This window comes from Klebsiella sp. P1927, from assembly GCF_018204675.1.
GTDB classification, from domain to species: Bacteria; Pseudomonadota; Gammaproteobacteria; order Enterobacterales; family Enterobacteriaceae; genus Klebsiella; species Klebsiella pneumoniae.
The window spans coordinates 3,932,264-3,951,791 of sequence record NZ_CP073377.1; the positions used below are offsets into that span (position 1 = coordinate 3,932,264).

At 59.2% G+C, this 19,528-nt stretch carries 19 protein-coding genes; 16 read left to right on the forward strand and 3 right to left on the reverse strand.

The genetic code is table 11. The features are described 5' to 3' along the window. Positions 1 to 14 precede the first annotated feature (14 nt). From cyoB to KB892_RS19825, 5 genes are all read left to right on the forward strand, one after another. A complete protein-coding gene (gene cyoB, locus KB892_RS19805) occupies positions 15 to 2,006 on the forward strand; it encodes a cytochrome o ubiquinol oxidase subunit I (protein WP_002891638.1) in 1,992 nt (663 codons plus the stop codon). Continuing rightward, on the forward strand, positions 1,996 to 2,607 hold the full coding sequence (locus KB892_RS19810; RefSeq protein ID WP_002891635.1) for a cytochrome o ubiquinol oxidase subunit III: 612 nt from the start codon (positions 1,996 to 1,998) through the stop codon (positions 2,605 to 2,607). Before cyoB ends, KB892_RS19810 begins: the two co-directional genes overlap by 11 nt. Continuing rightward, positions 2,607 to 2,936: a cytochrome o ubiquinol oxidase subunit IV gene (locus tag KB892_RS19815; RefSeq protein ID WP_002891634.1), complete on the forward strand. Its 330-nt coding sequence runs from the start codon at positions 2,607 to 2,609 to the stop codon at positions 2,934 to 2,936. The genes KB892_RS19810 and KB892_RS19815 overlap by 1 nt, the downstream gene beginning before the upstream one ends. Positions 2,937 to 2,947: 11 nt before the next feature. Next, positions 2,948 to 3,835: a heme o synthase gene (cyoE, locus tag KB892_RS19820; protein WP_002891629.1), complete on the forward strand. Its 888-nt coding sequence runs from the start codon at positions 2,948 to 2,950 to the stop codon at positions 3,833 to 3,835. 249 nt (positions 3,836 to 4,084) lie between these two features. Continuing rightward, positions 4,085 to 4,417 (forward strand): hypothetical protein, encoded by a 333-nt coding sequence (locus KB892_RS19825; protein ID WP_002891626.1) that lies wholly within the window; start codon positions 4,085 to 4,087, stop codon positions 4,415 to 4,417. A gap of 39 nt (positions 4,418 to 4,456) precedes the next feature. Here KB892_RS19825 and KB892_RS19830 read toward each other — a convergent pair whose 3' ends face one another. Beyond that, entirely contained in the window at positions 4,457 to 5,215 is a 759-nt protein-coding gene (locus KB892_RS19830; RefSeq protein WP_002891624.1) for an IclR family transcriptional regulator domain-containing protein, read from the reverse strand. 152 nt (positions 5,216 to 5,367) lie between these two features. Here KB892_RS19830 and KB892_RS19835 point away from each other — a divergent pair, with 152 nt between their 5' ends. The 8 genes from KB892_RS19835 to KB892_RS19870 all read left to right on the forward strand — a co-directional run bounded on the left by KB892_RS19835 (position 5,368) and on the right by KB892_RS19870 (position 15,189). Continuing rightward, positions 5,368 to 6,189 carry a shikimate dehydrogenase family protein gene (locus KB892_RS19835; RefSeq protein WP_002891619.1) on the forward strand — a complete coding sequence of 274 codons (822 nt, stop codon included), beginning with the start codon at positions 5,368 to 5,370 and terminating at the stop codon, positions 6,187 to 6,189. Beyond that, complete coding sequence (locus tag KB892_RS19840) at positions 6,186 to 7,862, forward strand: FAD-dependent oxidoreductase (protein WP_004151338.1); 1,677 nt, start codon at positions 6,186 to 6,188, stop codon at positions 7,860 to 7,862. The genes KB892_RS19835 and KB892_RS19840 overlap by 4 nt, the downstream gene beginning before the upstream one ends. A gap of 13 nt (positions 7,863 to 7,875) precedes the next feature. Continuing rightward, positions 7,876 to 8,196 (forward strand): NIPSNAP family protein, encoded by a 321-nt coding sequence (locus tag KB892_RS19845; protein WP_002891541.1) that lies wholly within the window; start codon positions 7,876 to 7,878, stop codon positions 8,194 to 8,196. A gap of 10 nt (positions 8,197 to 8,206) precedes the next feature. Beyond that, positions 8,207 to 9,904: an FAD-dependent oxidoreductase gene (locus KB892_RS19850; protein WP_004151339.1), complete on the forward strand. Its 1,698-nt coding sequence runs from the start codon at positions 8,207 to 8,209 to the stop codon at positions 9,902 to 9,904. Positions 9,905 to 9,961: 57 nt separating this feature from the next. After that, positions 9,962 to 10,780, forward strand: a complete 819-nt coding sequence (locus KB892_RS19855; RefSeq protein ID WP_002891476.1) for a sugar phosphate isomerase/epimerase family protein — start codon at positions 9,962 to 9,964, stop codon at positions 10,778 to 10,780. Between the two features lie 10 nt (positions 10,781 to 10,790). After that, the gene (locus tag KB892_RS19860; RefSeq protein ID WP_002891473.1) at positions 10,791 to 12,155 is read left to right on the forward strand and encodes an MFS transporter; all 1,365 of its coding nucleotides are present in this window, start codon (positions 10,791 to 10,793) and stop codon (positions 12,153 to 12,155) included. Between the two features lie 331 nt (positions 12,156 to 12,486). Further along, positions 12,487 to 13,665, forward strand: a complete 1,179-nt coding sequence (locus KB892_RS19865; RefSeq protein WP_002891468.1) for a Gfo/Idh/MocA family protein — start codon at positions 12,487 to 12,489, stop codon at positions 13,663 to 13,665. A gap of 159 nt (positions 13,666 to 13,824) precedes the next feature. After that, positions 13,825 to 15,189, forward strand: coding sequence for an MFS transporter (locus tag KB892_RS19870; RefSeq protein WP_004144660.1), 1,365 nt, complete (start codon positions 13,825 to 13,827; stop codon positions 15,187 to 15,189). 42 nt (positions 15,190 to 15,231) lie between these two features. Here KB892_RS19870 and KB892_RS19875 read toward each other — a convergent pair whose 3' ends face one another. Then, positions 15,232 to 15,723: a YajQ family cyclic di-GMP-binding protein gene (locus KB892_RS19875; RefSeq protein WP_002891465.1), complete on the reverse strand. Its 492-nt coding sequence runs from the start codon at positions 15,721 to 15,723 to the stop codon at positions 15,232 to 15,234. Positions 15,724 to 15,914: 191 nt separating this feature from the next. Here KB892_RS19875 and panE point away from each other — a divergent pair, with 191 nt between their 5' ends. The 3 genes from panE to KB892_RS19890 are packed head-to-tail and all read left to right on the forward strand — an operon-like array spanning position 15,915 to position 17,909. Continuing rightward, positions 15,915 to 16,826: a 2-dehydropantoate 2-reductase gene (gene panE, locus KB892_RS19880; RefSeq protein WP_002891462.1), complete on the forward strand. Its 912-nt coding sequence runs from the start codon at positions 15,915 to 15,917 to the stop codon at positions 16,824 to 16,826. Then, the gene (gene yajL / locus KB892_RS19885) at positions 16,789 to 17,382 is read left to right on the forward strand and encodes a protein deglycase YajL (RefSeq protein ID WP_002891460.1); all 594 of its coding nucleotides are present in this window, start codon (positions 16,789 to 16,791) and stop codon (positions 17,380 to 17,382) included. Before panE ends, yajL begins: the two co-directional genes overlap by 38 nt. Positions 17,383 to 17,432: 50 nt before the next feature. Beyond that, positions 17,433 to 17,909, forward strand: coding sequence for an SRPBCC family protein (locus tag KB892_RS19890; protein WP_002891457.1), 477 nt, complete (start codon positions 17,433 to 17,435; stop codon positions 17,907 to 17,909). A 66-nt stretch (positions 17,910 to 17,975) separates the two neighbouring features. On the opposite strand, the gene thiI is transcribed toward KB892_RS19890, so the two are convergent. Next, positions 17,976 to 19,424, reverse strand: coding sequence for a tRNA uracil 4-sulfurtransferase ThiI (thiI, locus tag KB892_RS19895; RefSeq protein ID WP_004151340.1), 1,449 nt, complete (start codon positions 19,422 to 19,424; stop codon positions 17,976 to 17,978). Positions 19,425 to 19,528 lie beyond the last annotated feature (104 nt).

Genomic DNA, 19,528 nt, shown 5'->3' on the forward strand with positions numbered 1-19,528 from the left:
CGAGGAAGAAAACGATGTTCGGAAAACTTACACTGGATGCAGTGCCCTACCACGAACCTATTATCGTGGTAACGGTGGCTGCGATTATCATTGGGGGACTGGCGCTTCTGGCAGCCATCACTTACTTCGGTAAGTGGTCCTACCTATGGAACGAGTGGCTGACTTCTGTCGACCACAAACGTCTCGGTATCATGTACGTTATCGTGGCAATCGTCATGCTGCTGCGTGGCTTTGCTGACGCCATCATGATGCGTAGCCAGCAGGTGCTGGCTTCGGCCGGGGAAGCCGGCTTCCTGCCGCCTCATCACTACGATCAGATCTTTACCGCCCACGGCGTTATCATGATCTTCTTCGTGGCGATGCCGTTTGTTATCGGTCTGATGAACCTGGTGGTTCCGCTTCAGCTCGGCGCGCGCGACGTAGCCTTCCCGTTCCTCAACAACCTGAGCTTCTGGTTCACCGTTGTGGGCGTGATTCTGGTTAACCTGTCTCTGGGCGTTGGTGAGTTCGCGCAGACCGGTTGGCTGGCCTATCCGCCGCTGTCGGGAATTGAGTACAGTCCTGGCGTAGGGGTTGATTACTGGATTTGGGCGCTGCAGCTCTCCGGTATCGGTACTACCCTGACCGGTATTAACTTCTTCGTGACCATTATCAAGATGCGCGCCCCGGGCATGACCATGTTCAAGATGCCAGTATTCTCCTGGGCATCTCTGTGCGCTAACATCCTGATTATCGCCTCGTTCCCAATTCTGACCGTCACCATCGCGCTGCTGACCCTGGATCGTTACCTGGGCACCCATTTCTTTACCAACGATATGGGTGGCAACATGATGATGTACATCAACCTGATTTGGGCCTGGGGTCACCCGGAAGTGTACATCCTGGTTCTGCCGGTGTTCGGGGTCTTCTCCGAAATCGCCGCGACCTTCTCGCGTAAGCGTCTGTTCGGTTACACCTCTCTGGTATGGGCAACCGTCTGTATTACCGTTCTGTCGTTCATCGTTTGGCTGCACCACTTCTTCACCATGGGTGCTGGCGCGAACGTAAACGCCTTCTTCGGTATTACTACCATGATTATCGCGATCCCGACCGGGGTTAAGATCTTCAACTGGCTGTTCACCATGTATCAGGGTCGCATCGTCTTCAACTCGGCGATGATGTGGACTATCGGCTTTATCGTGACCTTCTCCGTAGGTGGGATGACCGGCGTGCTGCTGGCGGTACCGGGCGCGGACTTCGTTCTGCACAACAGCCTGTTCCTGATTGCGCACTTCCATAACGTTATCATCGGCGGCGTAGTGTTCGGTTGCTTCGCAGGTCTGACCTACTGGTGGCCGAAAGCCTTTGGCTTCACCCTGAACGAAACCTGGGGCAAACGCGCTTTCTGGTTCTGGATCATCGGCTTCTTCGTGGCGTTTATGCCGCTGTACGTGCTGGGCTTCATGGGTATGACCCGTCGTCTGAGCCAGCAGATCGATCCGCAGTTCCACCCGATGCTGGTTATTGCAGCTTGCGGTGCGGCGCTGATCGCCTGCGGTATTCTGTGCCAGCTGATTCAGTTCTACGTGTCTATTCGCGACCGCGATCAGAACCGCGACCTGACCGGTGACCCGTGGGGTGGCCGTACGCTGGAGTGGGCAACCTCTTCTCCACCGCCGTTCTACAACTTCGCTATCGTTCCTCAGGTTCACGAACGTGATGCCTTCTGGGAAATGAAAGAGAAAGGTGAAGCGTACAAACAGCCTGCTCACTATGAAGAAATTCATATGCCGAAAAACAGCGGCGCCGGCATCGTGATTGCCGCCTTCGCTACGGTATTTGGTTTCGCCATGATCTGGCATATCTGGTGGATGGCGATCGCCAGCTTCATCGGCATCGTAGCGACCTGGATTATTAAGAGCTTTGACGAGGACGTGGATTACTACGTACCGGTTGCAGAAGTCGAAAAACTGGAAAAACAGCATTTCGATGAGATTAACAAAGCAGGGCTGAAAAATGGCAACTGATACTCTTGCGCATACTGCCCACGCGCATGAACACGGGCACCATGATACAGGACCGATGAAGGTATTCGGTTTCTGGATCTACCTGATGAGCGACTGCATTATCTTCGCTACGCTGTTTGCTACCTATGCCGTTCTGGTGAACGGCACGGCCGGCGGACCGACGGGCAAAGATATTTTCGAACTGCCGTTCGTTCTGGTTGAAACCGCACTGCTGCTGTTCAGCTCCATCACCTACGGCATGGCGGCTATCGCCATGTACAAAAACAACAAAAGCCAGGTGGTTTCCTGGCTGGCGTTGACCTGGTTGTTTGGCGCCGGATTTATCGGGATGGAAATCTATGAATTCCATCACCTGATCATGGAAGGCTTTGGTCCGGATCGTAGTGGCTTCCTGTCCGCGTTCTTCGCGCTGGTCGGCACCCACGGTCTGCACGTGACCTCCGGTCTTATCTGGATGGCGGTGCTGATGTTCCAGGTTTCACGTCGTGGCCTGACCAGCACTAACCGCACGCGTATCCTGTGCCTGAGCCTGTTCTGGCACTTCCTGGACGTCGTGTGGATCTGCGTGTTCTCGGTTGTCTATCTGATGGGGGCGATGTAATGAGTCATTCTACCGATCATAGCGGCGCTTCTCACGGCAGCGTGAAGAGCTACATGACAGGATTTATCCTGTCCATCATCCTGACGGTCATTCCGTTCGCCATGGTGATGAGTGGCTCCGCCTCGCATGCGGTTATCCTTGGCACCATTCTGGTGACCGCTGTGGTGCAGATCGTGGTACACCTCGTGTACTTCCTGCATATGAACAGCAAGTCCGATGAAGGTTGGAACCTGACCGCATTTATCTTCACCGTAATCATCATTGCGATCGTGGTTGTCGGCTCCATCTGGATTATGTGGAACCTGAACTACAACATGATGATGCACTAAGAGCGGCGAGTATGTTTAAGCAATACCTGCAAGTAACGAAACCAGGCATTATTTTTGGCAACCTGATCTCCGTGATCGGCGGTTTCCTGCTGGCCTCCAAAGGCCACATCGACTATCCGCTGTTCGTCTGGACGCTCCTTGGAGTATCCCTGGTGGTCGCCTCGGGTTGTGTATTCAACAACTACATCGACCGGGACATCGATCGTAAGATGGAACGGACGAAAAACCGGGTGCTGGTCAAAGGGCTGATCTCGCCAGAAGCTTCGCTGGTGTACGCCACCTTGCTGGGTATTGCTGGCTTCATGCTGCTGTGGTTCGGCGCTAACCCGCTGGCCTGCTGGCTGGGGGTGATGGGGTTCGTGGTTTATGTCGGCGTCTACAGCCTGTACATGAAACGCCACTCCGTCTACGGCACGCTGATTGGCTCACTCTCCGGCGCTGCGCCGCCGGTGATTGGCTACTGCGCGGTCACCGGTGATTTCGACAGCGGTGCGGCGATCCTGCTGGCTATCTTTAGCCTGTGGCAGATGCCTCACTCCTACGCCATCGCGATTTTCCGCTTTAAGGATTATCAGGCGGCGAATATTCCGGTGCTGCCGGTGGTGAAAGGCATTTCGGTCGCCAAAAACCATATTACGCTGTACATCGTCGCCTTTGCCGTGGCAACCCTGATGCTCTCGCTGGGCGGCTACGCCGGGTATAAATACCTGGTCGTGGCGGCAGCGGTCAGCGTCTGGTGGCTGGGCATGGCGCTGCGTGGCTATAAAGTGGCCGATGATAAAGTCTGGGCGCGTAAGCTGTTCGTCTTTTCTATCGTCGCCATCACCGCGCTGTCCGTGATGATGTCCGTTGACTTTATGGTGCCGGATTCACATAGTCTGCTGGCTTACGTGAGATAATTACGCACTCCCGTACGATCTAAAGCCCCGTATTTACGGGGCTTTTTCTTTCCTGTTTCATCATCGCTTTCTTTCTCATTTCATACTTCCCTCCCCTCCCCCGTCGCTTTCCCGCTATCTTTCATATCAAAAAATGAGGAAAAATTGAGCCAGTACGCATCGGGCATCACTCGCGCCGCACGGTCCTGCAATGCTACCTTTCGCCGGGGCTCTTGCCCCTTTGGGAAATAATCACTACAAGGAATTGCAATGAAAGAGTTAACACTGAACGAAATGGAGTATATCTCCGGTGGCTTTAATCTGTTCGGCGCAGCCAGCAGCTTCGCCAGCTTTGTCGCCAACTCTGGCGTCGGCTTCACCTCTTTTGTTCTGACCTCCGGCACCGCATTTGCCTCCTTCGTCGGCGACAGCGCGATGGCGTTTGGTTCCTTCCTGACCGGACAGTCAAACTGGGAAACCTTTGTGACCGCCGGAAAGGAAAACTGGGGAAGCTTTGTTAACACCGCCGGCAACAGCTGGAATACTTTCGTGAATAACGCGGCCAGCGACTGGAACACCTTTCTGACCAAAGCGTCGGCCTAAGCGACGTCTATCTTAGGGCAGCGCCACTGGCTGCCCTGTTTAACCCACCAGCATCGCCTGCGCGCTGTAGAGCAGATCGAGGTGATCGCGGCATAACGCTTCCAGCGAAGTGCGCGATTGATGACTGGTCAGACTCAGCGCCCCCCACCAGGTCCCTTCCCTGTCGGTTAACGGCACCGCCAGCACCAGCATGCCAATCTCAAACTCCTGCTCAATGGTGGCGTATCCCTGGCGCCGTACCTGGGCGATTTTCTCCATCAGCGACGCGATATCGGTCACCGTATAGGGGGTACGTTGTTCCCGGGTTATGCGCTGCAGGACGGTCTCACACTCTGCTTCCGGCAGCGAAGCCAGCCACAGTCGCCCCCCGGCGGTACAGAAAATGGGCACCCGCTCCCCAAGCCGCACCGACGTAGAGTTGAACGGCGTATGCCGACTGCGGGCGATATAGACCAGTTCATCTTCATCCACCACCCCCACCGAGGCGTGCTCTTCGGTCCGGCTGGCGATGTATTCGACAATCGGCCGTACCATGCGAGGAAACTGCGCCGAATCGACATAGGCCTGGCCAAGCCGCAGCGTCTTTGGGGTAAGCCAGTAATAGCGCCCGTCGGTTTGCAGATAGCGCTCATGCAGGAGCGTCAGCAGAAAACGTCGCGCGGCGCTTTGCGTCAGGCCGCTCATTTTCGCCGTCTGGGCGACGGTGAGCTTTGGGCAGGTTTTGGAAAAAAGCTGAATTAGCGCCAGCCCTTTTTGTAAACCGACGATCAGATCGCGTGGATGAATGGTGTTTTGCATATTCGCTCACATTTTTGCAACATCATTATCGATTTCCTGCGATTATCGCAGCGTTCGTGCGATTAACAACCGACATGTCCGAATTCTGCGTTGTCGCTCCCAGCTTCCACTGAAATACTTTCACAACATTCATTTAACAAATGAGGTTTGAAATGGTCAGTGGAACTACCCAGGTTGTCGCCGTGATTGGTCATCCGATCGCCCAGGTGAAATCGCCAGATAACTTCAACCGCTACTTTGCCGAACAGCACATGGACAGCATTATGATCCCGGTGGATATCGTCCCGGACGCGGTGGCCGCCTACCTCAACGCCCTGCGCGGCTGGCAGAACATGACCGGCGTGCTGGTGACGGTGCCGCATAAACAACGCGCCGCCGCGCTGGTCGACGACCTCACGCCGCGCGCCCGCCGACTCAACGCCGTCAATGTGATCCGCAAGCTGGCGGATGGCCGCCTGCAGGGCGATATGCTGGACGGCGTCGGCTTTCAGCTCGCCGCCGAGGCGCAGGGTTTTCAGCCGGCAGGTAAGCAGGCGCTGCTCTCCGGTTGCGGCGGCGTCGGCAGCGCCATCGCCTGGGGACTGTGCGAGGCGGGGATCCGTCGGCTGGCCCTGCACGATCAAACCCCGGCCACCCGGCAGCGCCTGCATGACCTTCTGGCTGAGGCCTTTCCGGCGGTGCAACTGAGCGCGCTGCCAGACACCCTTTACGGCCTCGATCTACTGGTTAATGGCTCACCGGCCGGCATGGCCGGATTTGATGAGCTGCCTCTACCGCAGGCGCTGCTGGATACGCTCGACAGCACCACTCATGTGGCCGACGTTGTCACCGCCCCGGTGATGACGCCGTTGCTCACTTTCGCCGCCGCACGTGGTTGTAAAGTACAGACCGGGCCGGAAATGGCGCTGGCGCAGATGAGGCTGATGGGCCAGTTTATCGGCGCCATCCCACAGGCGCAGGGAGCGGCGGCATGAAGAGCTGGGATGTGATCGTCATCGGCAGCGGCGCGGCCGGTTTTGCCGCCGCGGTCACCGCCTGCTGTAAAGGGCTGTCGGTGCTGATGCTGGAGAAAGCCGGCCAGTTCGGCGGCACCTCGGCCATCTCCGGCGGCGCCGTGTGGCTGCACGATACCGACCAGGCGCGCGCCGAGGGCAAAAGCGGTAGCGCCGAGGCGATGAAAACCTACCTGCGAACCATTATCGGCGAGGGCCAGTACCGAGAAGATCTTGCCGAAGCGTTTGTCAGCGCCGGGCGGGAGGCGCTGGCCTTTCTCGAGCGTGAGGGGGCAGTAAAGTACAGCCTGCGTCCGCTCTCGCCCGATTACTATCCGGATGAACCCGGCGCAGTCGACGTCGGTCGTGCGCTGGAGGTGGTGGAGTATGACGGCCGTGAACTGGGGGACGCGTTTCGCGACCTGCGTTCACCGCCGCCGGGGATGCTGCTGTTTGGCGGGATGATGGTCAACCGCGTCGATATTCAACATTTTCTCGACATGCGCCGCTCGCTGCGCTCCCTGGCCCATTGCACCCGGCTGCTGCTGCGCTATGCCCGCGACCGGGTGAAGTACCCTCGCGGTACCCGCCTGGCGATGGGCAATGCGCTGATTGCCCGCATGGCGACTACGGCGCTGCGTAAAGGCATGAACCTGCGGCTGAATGTCAATGTTCTGACGCTGTGCGAAGCGCAAGGCGCGGTCCGCGGGGTGGAGATTGAGTATCAGGGGCAAAGAGAGACGCTGCACGCCCGCCGCGGGGTGGTGCTGGCCGCAGGCGGCTTCGCCGCGGGCGCGCTGGCGGCGCGCTATCGGCCGCACACCCGCGAGCATTTCACCATGTCGCCGCCGGCCAACGATGGCGCCGCGCTGCATCTCGCGGCGGCGTTTAACGCTCGCGAGGGAGCCGATCGGGCCTCCAACTTTTTCTGGGCGCCGGTATCGGTGCTGACCCGGGCCGACGGCAGCGAGGAGCGCTTCCCCCATCTGGTAACCGATCGCGCAAAACCGGGCGTGATTGCCGTCAATCAGCGGGCGGTACGCTTCGTCAACGAGTCCAGCTCCTATCACCATTTCGCCAGCGCAATGCAGGATGCAGCGGAAAATGCCCCCTGTTTTTTACTCTGCGACGCCCAGGCGATGAAGCGTTATGGCCTCGGGCTGGCGCGCCCGGCGCCGGTCAATAATGACGCCCTGGTCGCCGCTGGCTATCTGCACAAAGCCGATACCCTGGCCGCGCTGGCGCAACAGCTTGGTCTGGATGCCCAAACCCTGAGCGAGACGGTAGCCCGCTACAACCGTGACGCCGCGCAGGGCGTAGATCGGGAATTTGCTAAAGGCGGCAACAGCTATAACCGGGCGATGGGCGATCCGGGCCATCAGCCTGACGCCTGTAATGCCCCCCTGCTCAGCGCGCCGTTCTATGCCATCAAACTTTATACCGGCGATCTGGGGACCTCACGGGGCCTGGTCACCACCGCCGATGCCCAGGTCGTCAATACCCAAGGAAACCCCATCCCGGGGCTGTACGCGGTGGGAAACGACATGGATTCGCTGATGGCCGGCACCTATCCGGGCCCCGGCATCACCCTCGGCCCGGGGCTGACGTTTGGCTATCTCGCCGCCTGCCATCTGGCACAACACTCCACCCACTAATCAGGAAAACATCATGATCTACGAAAAACGCACGTACACCATCAATCCGCTGAAAATGGCCGACTGGCTGGCGCTGTACCAAAGCGATGCCCTGGCGGTGCAAACCGACCATCTCGGCCAGCTAATCGGCTTCTTTTTTACCGAGATCGGCGTGGTCAATCAGGTAGTGCATATCTGGGCTTATGAAAGCCTGGACGATCGTCTGGTGCGCCGCGCGCGGATGGCCCAGGACGAACGCTGGCAGACCTTCTCGCGCAAAAATCGCGAACTGGCCGCCGTGGAACGCCTCGAGTCGGTGCTGATGCGCCCCACCGCTTTTTCACCTCTGCAGTAAGGAGTCCAACATGAGCGGGCCTGTGAAGGTGGATGTGCTGGTGGTCGGCTCCGGCGCCGCGGGGCTCTCTGCCGCGGTGACTGCGGCGATGCACGGCGCCAGCGTCATGGTGGCGGAGAAAGCGTCAGTACTCGGCGGAACCAGCGCCTGGTCCGGCGGCTGGCTGTGGATCCCCCGCAACCCGCTGGCGCGGGCGGAGGGCATCGACGAAGCAGCCGACGCGCCGCTGACCTATCTGCAGCATGAGATGGGGGGCGAAGCCGCCGATATTCGTCTGCAAACCTTCCTGCGTTACGGGCCGGAGATGGTGGAATTTTTCCATCAGCGGACGGCGGTGCAGTTTCTCTCGGGCAGCGCCATGCCGGACTTTCACCCGTCGCCGGGTGCGGCGAACGGTGGGCGGTCGGTCACCGCGCAACCCTACGATGGCCGCCTGCTCGGCGACTGGCTCCATCGCCTGCGTCCGCCGCTGGAGACCATTAGCCTGGGCGGGATGGGCATCGCCGGCGGCGCGGATATGGCGCATTTTTTCAATGCCACCCGCTCGCCGCGCTCCGCGCTGTATGCTGCCCGCCGCCTGCTGCGCCACGGCTGGCAGCGGCTACGCGCCGGACGGGGGCAGCATCTGGTCAATGGCAATGCGCTGGTCGCCCGTCTGCTGCGATCCGCCCTCGACGCCGGCGTGCGTTTTCAGCTCAATGCCCCGGTGGTCCGGCTGCTGCAGGGTCCGCCGGGCGTGTCCGGCGCGGTGCTGCGCAGCGACGGCGGGGAGATTCACGTCGAAGCTGGCGCCGTGGTGCTGGCCTGCGGCGGTTTTCCCCACGATCGCCAGCGGCTGGCGCAGGTGGTGCCTCACGCTGCGGAGGGTTACGGCCATTTCTCCGCCGCACCGCCGGACAATCAGGGCGAGGGGATCAGGCTTGGCGAATCCGTCGGCGGCCAGTTCGACACTTCCCTGCGCCACCCGCTGGCCTGGGCGCCGGTGTCCCGCGTCACTCTGGCCAGCGGCCAGCAGCTAATGTTTCCTCATCTGGTGGAGCGCGCCAAACCCGGGGTGATCGCCGTCCTGCCCAACGGCAAACGTTTTGTTAACGAGGCCGACTCTTATCATGACTTTATCGCCGCCCTGCTGGCGGCCACACCCGCGGGCGACACGCCGCAGGCGTGGCTGCTGGCCGATCGTCGCGCGCTGCGTCGCTACGGCCTGGGCCACGCCAGACCGTTCCCGTTCACCCCCACCGCCTGGCTGCGTACCGGCTATCTGCAGCGAGGAAACACCCTGGCGGAGCTGGCGAAGCAGTGCGCTATCGACGCCAATGCGCTGGCGGAAACCGTTGAACGCTTTAACCACTTCGCCAGCGCTGGCGAAGACGTCGATTTTCACCGCGGGGCATCAGCCTATAACCGCGCCCAGGGTGACCATCAGGTGACGCTCGGACCGCTGCGCGAAGGGCCGTTCTACGCGGTGCGCATTCTGCCCGGCTCGCTGGGCACCTTCAGCGGATTGCAAACCGACGAACACGCCCGGGTGCTGGATGAACAGCAGCTGCCGATACCGGGCCTGTACGCCATCGGCAACGACATGTCGAGCGTGATGCGCGGCTATTACCCCAGCGGAGGGATCACCCTCGGGCCCGCCATGACCTTCGGCTATCTGGTGGGTAAAGGCCTGACAAAAAAAACAAATATAAACAATAATATAACTTGATTTCCACGAATGGATGCACCCTAACTCTCTTCACCTGCAACTGTACCGGAGCCCTTTATGAACAAGCGTACCCTATCGCTCGCCGCGCTGACCCTGCTCGATGTCCCTCCCCCCGAACAGGTGCGGATTGCGGCCAGAACCGGTTTTACCCACGTTGGGCTGCGACTGCTCCCCGCCACACCGACCGACCCGGACTACGACATGCTGGGCGATACCCCGGCCGTCCGGGCGACGCTCGCCGCGTTGATGGAAACTGGCATCCGCGTGTCGGACGTGGAGATCGTCCGCCTGACCCCCGGGTTTACCCTCGACGATCGGCTGCAGCGTTTTATGGAGACCGCCGCGCGTCTTGGCGCCGGACAGGTGTTAGTCGCCGGCAATGATGACAACCTTCAGCGCAGCGCTGACAACCTCGCCATCCTCGCCGCGGCCGGTCGTCCATTTGGGCTGACCATGAATCTTGAGCCGATGCCCTGGACCCAGTTGCGCAACATCGCCGCAGCGCAAGCACTAATCGCCGCCAGCGGGCGGGAAGACATCGGCATTCTGGTGGACGCTCTCCATTTCTGGCGCGCGGGAGAATCGCTCGCCGCCCTCTCCAGCCTGCCCGCGCATCATCTCAACTATATGCAACTCTGCGATGGCGCGGCGCAGAGGCCGGAGAGCGAGCAGGAACTTATCCGCCAGGCCCGCTCGGCGCGCAACGTGCCGGGGGAAGGCGGTCTGGATCTGCATGGTCTGATGTCGGCCCTGCCGGCGACGCTGCCGGTCTCTCTCGAAGTGCCGCTTGACGGCGAGCAAGGCGCCCTGCCGCCTCTTCAGCGGGCGCAGTTACTGTTCGATGCCGCGCAGCCCTACCTGCGCGCCTGCGCATAAGGAATACGCTATGACACAGACTCAACGCCTGGATGTCAGAGAGTTAATAAATCGTAACCCGCTGAGCCGATTTCAGAAGCTGATTATATTTCTCGGCTTTTGCGTCATCGCTCTCGATGGTTTTGATATCGCGATCATGGGCTTTATCGCCCCGACGCTAAAGCTGGAATGGGGGGTAAGCAACCACCAGCTGGGTCTGGTGATCAGCGCCGCGCTGATCGGCCTCGCGCTGGGGGCGATTTTCTCCGGCCCGCTCGCCGACTGGCTGGGACGTAAGAAAATCATCATCAACAGCGTTTTCTTCTTCGGTTTCTGGACCATCGCCACCGCCTTCTCGCACAACGTAGAACAGATGATGTTCTTTCGCTTTATGACTGGCCTCGGGCTGGGCGCCGCGATGCCGAATATCGGGACGCTGGTGTCGGAATACGCCCCGGAACGCCAGCGTTCATTTATTATCACCGTCATCTTTTGCGGCTTCACCTTCGGCGCGGCGGCGGGAGGATTTTCGGCATCGTGGCTGATCCCCCAGTTTGGCTGGCACTCGCTGATGGCGCTCGGCGGTATTCTGCCGCTGCTGTTTGCCCCCCTGCTCATCTGGCTGCTGCCGGAATCGGTTCGTTTTCTGGTGATCAAACAAGCGCCCGCGGCGCGCATACGCGCCATTCTTAACCGTCTCTATCCCGGACAAATCAGCGACAACGTGAGGTTTATCCTGCCGGCGCAGCCGGCGGCCGGCAACGCGATGCGCATTGTCCTCTCCCGCCAGTACGGTTTCGGCTCGCTGATGCTATGGCTGGTCTACTTTATGGGGCTGTTCCTGGTCTATATCCTCGGCAGCTGGCTGCCAACGCTGGTTAAAGCGGTAGGAATGACCGTTAGCCAGGCGGCCATCATGACGGCGATCTACCAGGCGGGCGGCACCCTCGGCTCGTTGTTTGCCGGCTGGCTGATGGACAGGATCAACCCCCATCGCGCGCTGGGGATAATCTACGCCGTTGGCGGCCTGTTCACCATGGCGATGGGCTACGCCGCGGGCAGCTTTGCCTTGCTCTGTATGCTGGCGTTTATCAGCGGCGCCTGCCTGAACGGCGCGAATACCGGCATGAACGCCCTCTCCGCCCGCTACTACCCTACACAGGCGCGGGCGACGGGCTCCAGCTGGATGCACGGCGTCGGGCGCATCGGCGCCATTCTCAGCGCCTTTGCCGGCGCCGAGATGATGGCGCTCAACCTGCCCTTTGAAAGCGTCTTTTTGATCCTCGGCATCCCGGCAGCCCTCACCGTCGCAGGCCTGGCGGCGAAGGGCATCTTTGCGGCCGGTCATCCTCCCGTCGCTTCAACTTCCCCCGCGTCTGTGCGCGGAGCGTCATAGCGGCATCTGGTCCCCGGTGCAATCGGCGGATTGCACCGCCTTCAGCAGCTAATAAAGAAAATTTATTTCATATTTTGTTGAAACGAAAAAACGCCCGCAACAATCTGGACGACTCCGGCAGGCGATATCCCGCCCTCACCTTTTCAACCAAGCGCAAAAGAAACTTTCGCTAATTCGATCCCCCTCGCATATATGGAAAATAAATTCCACAACACAATTGAAACAGAACAAACATTTCCTTAAGTTGAAGTCAGTCTATCCGGATGCGCGTTGCCGCAGGCGTCGGCATTGAGCGCCTCAGAGTGCAAATGATTTCAAAAAGGAGAGCACCATGTTAAACGGCCTGAAACCCTTATCCCGTTCCCTGCGCTGGGGCATGGTCGGCGGCGGGGGAACCAGTCAGATCGGCTACAGCCACCGCTGTGCGGCGCTGCGTGACAATGTTTATACCCTGCTGGCCGGCGCGCTTGACGTCAATGCCGAGCGCGGGCGAGCGTTCGGTGAGCAACTGGGCATCGCGCCGGAGCGCTGCTACGCCGACTACCAGACCCTGTTTCGCGAAGAGGCGCAGCGCCCTGACGGGATCGAGGTCGTCTCGGTCACCACCCCGAACAATACCCATTTCGCCATCACCAAAGCGGCGCTGGAGGCGGGACTCCACGTTATCTGCGAAAAGCCCCTCTGCTTTACCGCCGAAGAGGCGCGCGAGCTGGTGGATCTGAGCAAAAAACAGAACAAAATCGTCGGCGTTACCTACGGCTATGCCGGCTATCAGATGATCCAGCAGGCGCGGCAGATGATTGCCGATGGACTGCTCGGCGAGATCCGCATCGTTAACATGCAATTCGCCCACGGCTTCCATAACCAGGCCGTCGAGCTGCAGGCAGAATCCACCCGCTGGCGAGTAACGCCGAAGTTTGCCGGGCCCAGCTATGTGCTTGGGGATCTGGCCACCCATCCGCTGTTTGTCGCCGAGACCATGGCGCCGCAGCTCAATATCAAACGGCTGATGTGCTCCCGTCAGAGCTTTGTTCCCTCCCGCGCGCCGCTGGAAGATAACGCCTTTGTCCTGATGGAATATGACAACGGCGCGGTTGGCTCAATGTGGACCAGCGCGGTCAACAGCGGCGCCATGCACTCGCAAAAAGTGCGCATCGTCGGCGAAAAAGCAAGCATCGAATGGTGGGATGAGCATCCTAACCAGCTCAGCTATGAGGTGCAGGGCGAGCCGGCGCGCATTCTGGAACGTGGGATGCCCTACCTGTCGCCGAACGCGCTGGCGGATGACCGCATTGGCGGCGGCCATCCGGAAGGGCTGTTCGAAGCCTGGGCCAACCTCTATCGCCGCTATGCGCAGGCGATTGACGCCACGGACCGCGACGATCGCGCCTTCCTGCAAGACTTCTGGTATCCGGACGTCGAAGCCGGGCTGCACGGCGTCTATTGGGTAGAGCAGTGCGTCAAATCGGCTGACGCTGGCAGCCAGTGGGTTGACTTTACTTTACCTTAATTTTCCCCCTCGCCAGTGGAGTCCCCCTCCACTGGTTTATTGATTTTTACCAACTTGTCGCATCGCGCAACAGCCCCGTAATATCTGTTAAACAAACATTTATTTACGCTTCTTACCCCCCGCCGCTACACTAGGCGCAGTTTTTATATTGAGGTGGTAATGAACGATAACAAAATGACGCCAGGGGAACTGCGCGCGACCTGGGGTTTGGGGACAGTATTCTCCCTGCGCATGCTTGGCATGTTTATGGTCCTGCCGGTTCTGACCACGTATGGCATGGCGTTGCAGGGTGCAAGTGAAGCGCTGATTGGCCTGGCGATCGGTATCTACGGCCTGGCGCAGGCGGTGTTCCAGATCCCCTTCGGACTGTTATCTGACCGTATTGGCCGTAAGCCATTGATCGTCGGCGGCCTGCTTATCTTCGTGCTCGGCAGCGTCATCGCCGCGCTCACCGACTCCATCTGGGGCATCATTCTTGGCCGCGCCCTGCAGGGCTCCGGCGCCATCGCCGCCGCGGTTATGGCCCTGCTTTCCGATCTCACCCGCGAACAGAACCGCACCAAAGCGATGGCCTTTATCGGCGTCAGCTTCGGCGTCACCTTCGCCATCGCCATGGTGCTGGGGCCGATTGTCACCCACCAGCTGGGTCTGCACGCGCTGTTCTGGATGATCGCCATCCTGGCGACCGTCGGCATCCTGCTCACCCTGTGGGTGGTGCCCAACAGCCATAACCATGTCCTTAACCGCGAATCCGGGATGGTGAAGGGCTGCTTTAGCAAGGTGCTGGCGGAGCCGCGCCTGCTGAAGCTTAACTTTGGCATCATGTGCCTGCACATTATGCTGATGTCCACTTTTGTCGCCCTGCCCGGACAACTGGAGGCCGCCGGCTTCCCGGCCGCCGAGCACTGGAAGATTTACCTGGTCACCATGGTTATCTCGTTCATCTCGGTGGTGCCGTTTATCATCTACGCCGAAGTGAAGCGCAAGATGAAGCGCGTCTTCCTGCTCTGCGTCGCCATCCTGCTGATTGCGGAAATTGTCCTCTGGGGCGCCGGAGGCTACTTCTGGGAGCTGGTGGCGGGCGTTCAGCTCTTCTTCCTGGCGTTTAACCTGCTGGAAGCGCTGCTGCCGTCGCTAATTAGCAAGGAGTCTCCGGCGGGCTACAAAGGCACCGCGATGGGCGTCTACTCCACCAGCCAGTTTCTCGGCGTGGCGATTGGCGGCGCGCTTGGCGGCTGGGTCGATGGTTTCTTTGATTCGCAAACCGTGTTTCTGCTGGGCGCCCTGCTGGCGATGCTGTGGCTGCTGGTGGCCAGCACCATGAGCGAGCCGCCGTACGTCAGCAGCCTGCGGGTGGAGGTGCCGGACGGCGTGGTGGTCGACAGCGCGCTGCAGGCGCGTCTGCTGAGCGCCAGCGGGGTTCATCAGGCGCTGGTGGTACCCGAGGAGCGTTCGGTGTATATCAAAATCGACAGCAAGGTCACCAACCGCTTCGAGATAGAGCAGCTCATCAAAGGGGTATAAAAAAGCGGGGAATTCCCCGCTTTTTGCTGTCTGCCCGCCGCCTTAGTCGCGGAAGTTTTTGAACTGGAACGGCTGTCCCAGATCGCCACCGCGCACCAGCGCCATCACCGACTGCAGATCGTCGCGGGACTTACCGGTCACGCGGATCTCTTCGCCCTGAATCTGGGCCTGCACTTTCAGCTTGCTGTCTTTGATCAGTTTAACGATCTTCTTCTGCACCGCGCTTTCAATGCCTTGCTTCAGCTTCGCTTCAACAAACCAGGTTTTACCGCTGTGCACGATATCTTCCGGTACGTCGAGGGAGGTGCCTTCAATGCCGCGCTTGAGCAGCTTGGCGCGCAGGATATCCAGCAGCTGGTTCACCTGGAAGTCAGACTCGCTCAGCACTTTAATGGTCTTGTTGGCGTCGTTTAATTCAAAAGTGGCTTCAACGCCACGAAAATCAAAACGCGACTCGACTTCGCGGCTCGCGTTGTCCACCGCGTTACGGGCTTCCTGAAGATCAACTTCAGAGACAATATCGAAAGATGGCATCTTTTCCTCTCCTTCCGTTTCTTTTGCGTTGCATAATACCTGCAACGCGGCATAACTCAACTTGTTATCCCGGAAGCTTAGCTGATTACGCAACGCTCGCGCTATTTTCCCCGTGATGTCCGACGATGCGAAAAGCGACGAGATAGACTTTAGCCATCAGCGCCTGGGATAGCGGCAGATGAGGAGGAACAATGAAAGTAACCGTACTGGGATGCGGTGCGCTGGGACAACTATGGCTGACCGCGTTGTACAAACAGGGACATGAAGTCCAGGGCTGGCTGCGCGTACCGCAGCCATTCTGTAGCGTCAACGTCATTGAAACCGATGGCTCAGTGTTCAACGAATCGCTGACGGCCAACGACCCCGATTTTCTCGCCAGCAGCGAGCTGCTGATCGTCACCTTAAAGGCCTGGCAGGTGTCGAATGCGGTAAAGCACCTGGCCGGGATCCTGCCGGACACCACGCCAATTTTGCTGGTACATAATGGCATGGGCACCGTCGAGGAGCTGCGCGGCGTGAAACAGCCGTTGCTGCTGGCCTCCACGACCCAGGCGGCGCGGCGCGATGGGAATGTCATCATCCACGTTGCCCAGGGCACCACGCATATCGGACCGGCAAAAAGCTACGAGGGGGACTACAGCTATCTCGCAGAAGTTCTGCAGAGCGTGCTGCCGGATGTCGCCTGGCATAACAATATCCACTCGGCCATCTGGCGCAAGCTGGCGGTTAACTGCGTGATTAACCCTCTGACCGCGCTCAAAGGGTGTAAAAACGGCGATCTGCGCGACTATACGCAGGAAGTTGCGGCCATTTGTCGCGAGGTGGCGGCGGTGATGGAGCGCGAAGGTATTCATACCTCGGCGGAAAACCTGCTATTTTATGTCGAACAGGTAATTGAAAGTACGGCAGAAAATATCTCTTCCATGCTGCAGGACGTTCGCGCCCAGCGGCATACAGAGATCGACTACATCACCGGTTTTCTGCTCAACCGCGCCCGCGCCCACGGCGTCGCCGTACCGGAAAACGCCCGCTTATTTGAATTGATCAAGCGTAAGGAGAATGAATATGAGCGCGTCGGCACTGATTTGCCTCGCCCCTGGTAGCGAAGAGACCGAAGCGGTCACCACTATCGACCTGCTGGTCCGCGGCGGAGTAAAGGTGACCACCGCCAGCGTCGCCAGCGACGGCAGCCTGACCATCGTCTGTTCGCGCGGCGTCAAACTGCTGGCGGATGCGCCGCTGGTCGAGGTGGCCGATGGTGATTTCGATATCATCGTCCTCCCGGGCGGTATCAAGGGCGCAGAGTGCTTCCGCGACAGCACGCTACTGGTGGAAACCGTCCGCCAGTTTCATCTCTCTGGGCGCATTGTGGCCGCCATCTGCGCCGCCCCGGCGACCGTGCTGGTACCCCATAATCTGTTCCCGATCGGCAACATGACCGGTTTTCCGGCGCTGAAGGAACATATCCCCGCCGAGCAGTGGCAGGATAAAAGAGTGGTCTGGGATCCGCGGGTGAATCTGTTAACCAGCCAGGGTCCGGGGACTTCGATTGATTTCGCCCTGAAAATGATCGATCTGCTGGTGGGGCGCGAGAAAGCGTATGAGGTCGCCTCACAGCTGGTGATGGCCGCTGGCATCTATAATTACTACGAAGCCTGATAGCCGGTCCGCGCCGCGGGCTGGCTCCCCTTTTCCTGAGGAGTCGCAGCATGTCCCGGAGCGCAACCGATTCTCGCGATCTTGTAATCAGCCGCCTGCTCAGCGCGCCCGCCCCAGCCCTGTGGCGCGCGTGGGCCGACCCGGCATTACTCCGAACCTGGTGGTGCCCTAAGCCCTGGCAAACCGAGGTTCTGGCCTTTGATTTTCGCGCCGGCGGGGCCTTTCACACCGTGATGCACGGGCCTGACGGTGAACGCAGCGATAACCCCGGCTGTTTTCTTGAGGTTATCCCGCAACAAAAAATCGTCATGACCTCGATGCTGACGGCGGATTATCGCCCCGCCGTTTCCCCCTTCGCGATGACGGCCATCATCACCTTTGCCGATGAACAGGTCGGGTGTCGCTATACGGCTACGGTGCTGCATGCCGATGATGAAACCCGCGAGCAGCATGAGCAGATGGGATTTTTCGAGGGCTGGAATATTGTCATCGATCAGCTCAATGACCTGGCGCTGACCCTGCGCTAATATACTCCCCTGCCAATAGTAAAAAGGCCCTCCATCAGGGAAGGCCTTTTGCATCATAACAATCTGTTACGGGCGATAAACTTTCACGTTGCTGAAGCCCTGCTCGCGCAAATAAAGCGCCTGCAGACGGCTCATCACCCCGCGCTCGCACCACAGCAGCCAGGTTTTGCTCTGATCGAGATCGCCAAATTTGGTGCTTAGCTTGTAGAACGGCAGGGAAACAACCTCAACCCCCTCGACCTTCAGCGGCTTGTCTTCCTGCTCGTCGATGGAGCGAATGTCGAGGATCGCGTCGTTGGCGCCAAAGCCGGTCACGGTTTCCACTTCCACCACCGTCTCTTCCGTCTGCTGGGCGATCTCGCGGATATCGATATTGCTCGCCTCTTCTACCACTTTATCAAGGATGCTGAAATCGAAGTGTTCTTCTTCCGCTTCAATCTTCGCCTTCACCGCCTTCACGGTCGGGCTCTTGGAGATCACGCCGCAATATTCCGGCATGGTGCGGGCGAAATCTTCCGTGCCGATCTCACGCGCCAGGTCGATGATGTGCTCTTTATCGTGCGAAATCAGCGGGCGCAGGATCAGAGTATCGGAGACATTATCGATCAGGCGCAGGTTAGTGAGGGTCTGACTGGAGACCTGGCCGAGCGCTTCGCCGGTGACCAGCGCCTGCACGCCATAGCGTTCCGCGACTTTTGACGCGGCGCGGACCATCATGCGCTTGAGCACGACGCCCATCTGGCCGTCGTCCACTTTTTCAAGGATTTCGCCGACTACTGGCTCAAAGTTAATCGCCACAAAGCGAACGCGGTGTGAGCTGCCGAAGCGGTTCCACAGATAATGCGCAACCTGGCGGACGCCAATCTCATGGGCGGCGCCGCCAAGGTTAAAGAAGCAGTAATGAACGCGGCAGCCGCGGCGCATCAGCATGTAGCTGGAGACGCCGGAGTCAAAGCCGCCGGAGATCAGCGACAGCACATCTTCCTGGGTGCCGATCGGGAAACCGCCGATGCCTTCATAGCGGCCTTTCACCAGCAGCAGGCGATCGTTTTCAATCTCGAGATTGACAGTGACGTCCGGGTCGGTCAGCTTCACGCGCGCCGTTTCAATATGCTGATTCAGACCGCCGCCGACGTAACGTTCCACTTCAATTGAGGTGAATTCATGTTTGCCGCGACGCTTCACTCGCACGCAGAAGGTTTTGCCTTCCAGCGCCTCGCGCCACAGCGGCAGCGTCTGCTCGAAAATATCGTGCAGCGAGGTGAACGGCACGTCTTCGACTTCCAGAATATGGTGGATGCCGGGGATACGGGTCAGCGCATCGCGAATAGCCGGGCGCTGATTTTCATCTTTCGCGCGAACTTCGATATGATCCCAATGACGGACGACGGCCAGCGTCTCATCATAGTTTTTGAGAACGTTACGAATGTTCCCGGTTAAGATTTTAATGAAGCGCAACCGCACAGATTGGCTTTTGATGGTGATTTCCGGGAACAATTTAATGATAAACTTCATAGCGACAATAGTTCGTTGGCAAGCCCGACGGGGCTATAAGCAAAAGTTGTAAAGCAGCGCACACCGGTGCCTGCATCCTGGGCGCGGAGTATATCACCATTGCG

Excerpts from the sequence above, each read along its gene's own strand:
- KB892_RS19890 (WP_002891457.1), top strand. The coding sequence starts at position 17,433 with ATGTCCCGGAGCGCAACCGATTCTCGCGATCTTGTAATCAGCCGCCTG.
- KB892_RS19815 (WP_002891634.1), top strand. The coding sequence starts at position 2,607 with ATGAGTCATTCTACCGATCATAGCGGCGCTTCTCACGGCAGCGTGAAG.
- thiI (WP_004151340.1), bottom strand. The coding sequence starts at position 19,424 with ATGAAGTTTATCATTAAATTGTTCCCGGAAATCACCATCAAAAGCCAA.
- KB892_RS19860 (WP_002891473.1), top strand. The coding sequence starts at position 10,791 with ATGACACAGACTCAACGCCTGGATGTCAGAGAGTTAATAAATCGTAAC.
- KB892_RS19850 (WP_004151339.1), top strand. The coding sequence starts at position 8,207 with ATGAGCGGGCCTGTGAAGGTGGATGTGCTGGTGGTCGGCTCCGGCGCC.
- yajL (WP_002891460.1), top strand. The coding sequence starts at position 16,789 with ATGAGCGCGTCGGCACTGATTTGCCTCGCCCCTGGTAGCGAAGAGACC.
- KB892_RS19810 (WP_002891635.1), top strand. The coding sequence starts at position 1,996 with ATGGCAACTGATACTCTTGCGCATACTGCCCACGCGCATGAACACGGG.
- KB892_RS19840 (WP_004151338.1), top strand. The coding sequence starts at position 6,186 with ATGAAGAGCTGGGATGTGATCGTCATCGGCAGCGGCGCGGCCGGTTTT.
- KB892_RS19845 (WP_002891541.1), top strand. The coding sequence starts at position 7,876 with ATGATCTACGAAAAACGCACGTACACCATCAATCCGCTGAAAATGGCC.
- KB892_RS19875 (WP_002891465.1), bottom strand. The coding sequence starts at position 15,723 with ATGCCATCTTTCGATATTGTCTCTGAAGTTGATCTTCAGGAAGCCCGT.
- KB892_RS19865 (WP_002891468.1), top strand. The coding sequence starts at position 12,487 with ATGTTAAACGGCCTGAAACCCTTATCCCGTTCCCTGCGCTGGGGCATG.
- KB892_RS19870 (WP_004144660.1), top strand. The coding sequence starts at position 13,825 with ATGAACGATAACAAAATGACGCCAGGGGAACTGCGCGCGACCTGGGGT.
- KB892_RS19855 (WP_002891476.1), top strand. The coding sequence starts at position 9,962 with ATGAACAAGCGTACCCTATCGCTCGCCGCGCTGACCCTGCTCGATGTC.
- cyoB (WP_002891638.1), top strand. The coding sequence starts at position 15 with ATGTTCGGAAAACTTACACTGGATGCAGTGCCCTACCACGAACCTATT.
- KB892_RS19835 (WP_002891619.1), top strand. The coding sequence starts at position 5,368 with ATGGTCAGTGGAACTACCCAGGTTGTCGCCGTGATTGGTCATCCGATC.
- cyoE (WP_002891629.1), top strand. The coding sequence starts at position 2,948 with ATGTTTAAGCAATACCTGCAAGTAACGAAACCAGGCATTATTTTTGGC.
- KB892_RS19830 (WP_002891624.1), bottom strand. The coding sequence starts at position 5,215 with ATGCAAAACACCATTCATCCACGCGATCTGATCGTCGGTTTACAAAAA.
- panE (WP_002891462.1), top strand. The coding sequence starts at position 15,915 with ATGAAAGTAACCGTACTGGGATGCGGTGCGCTGGGACAACTATGGCTG.
- KB892_RS19825 (WP_002891626.1), top strand. The coding sequence starts at position 4,085 with ATGAAAGAGTTAACACTGAACGAAATGGAGTATATCTCCGGTGGCTTT.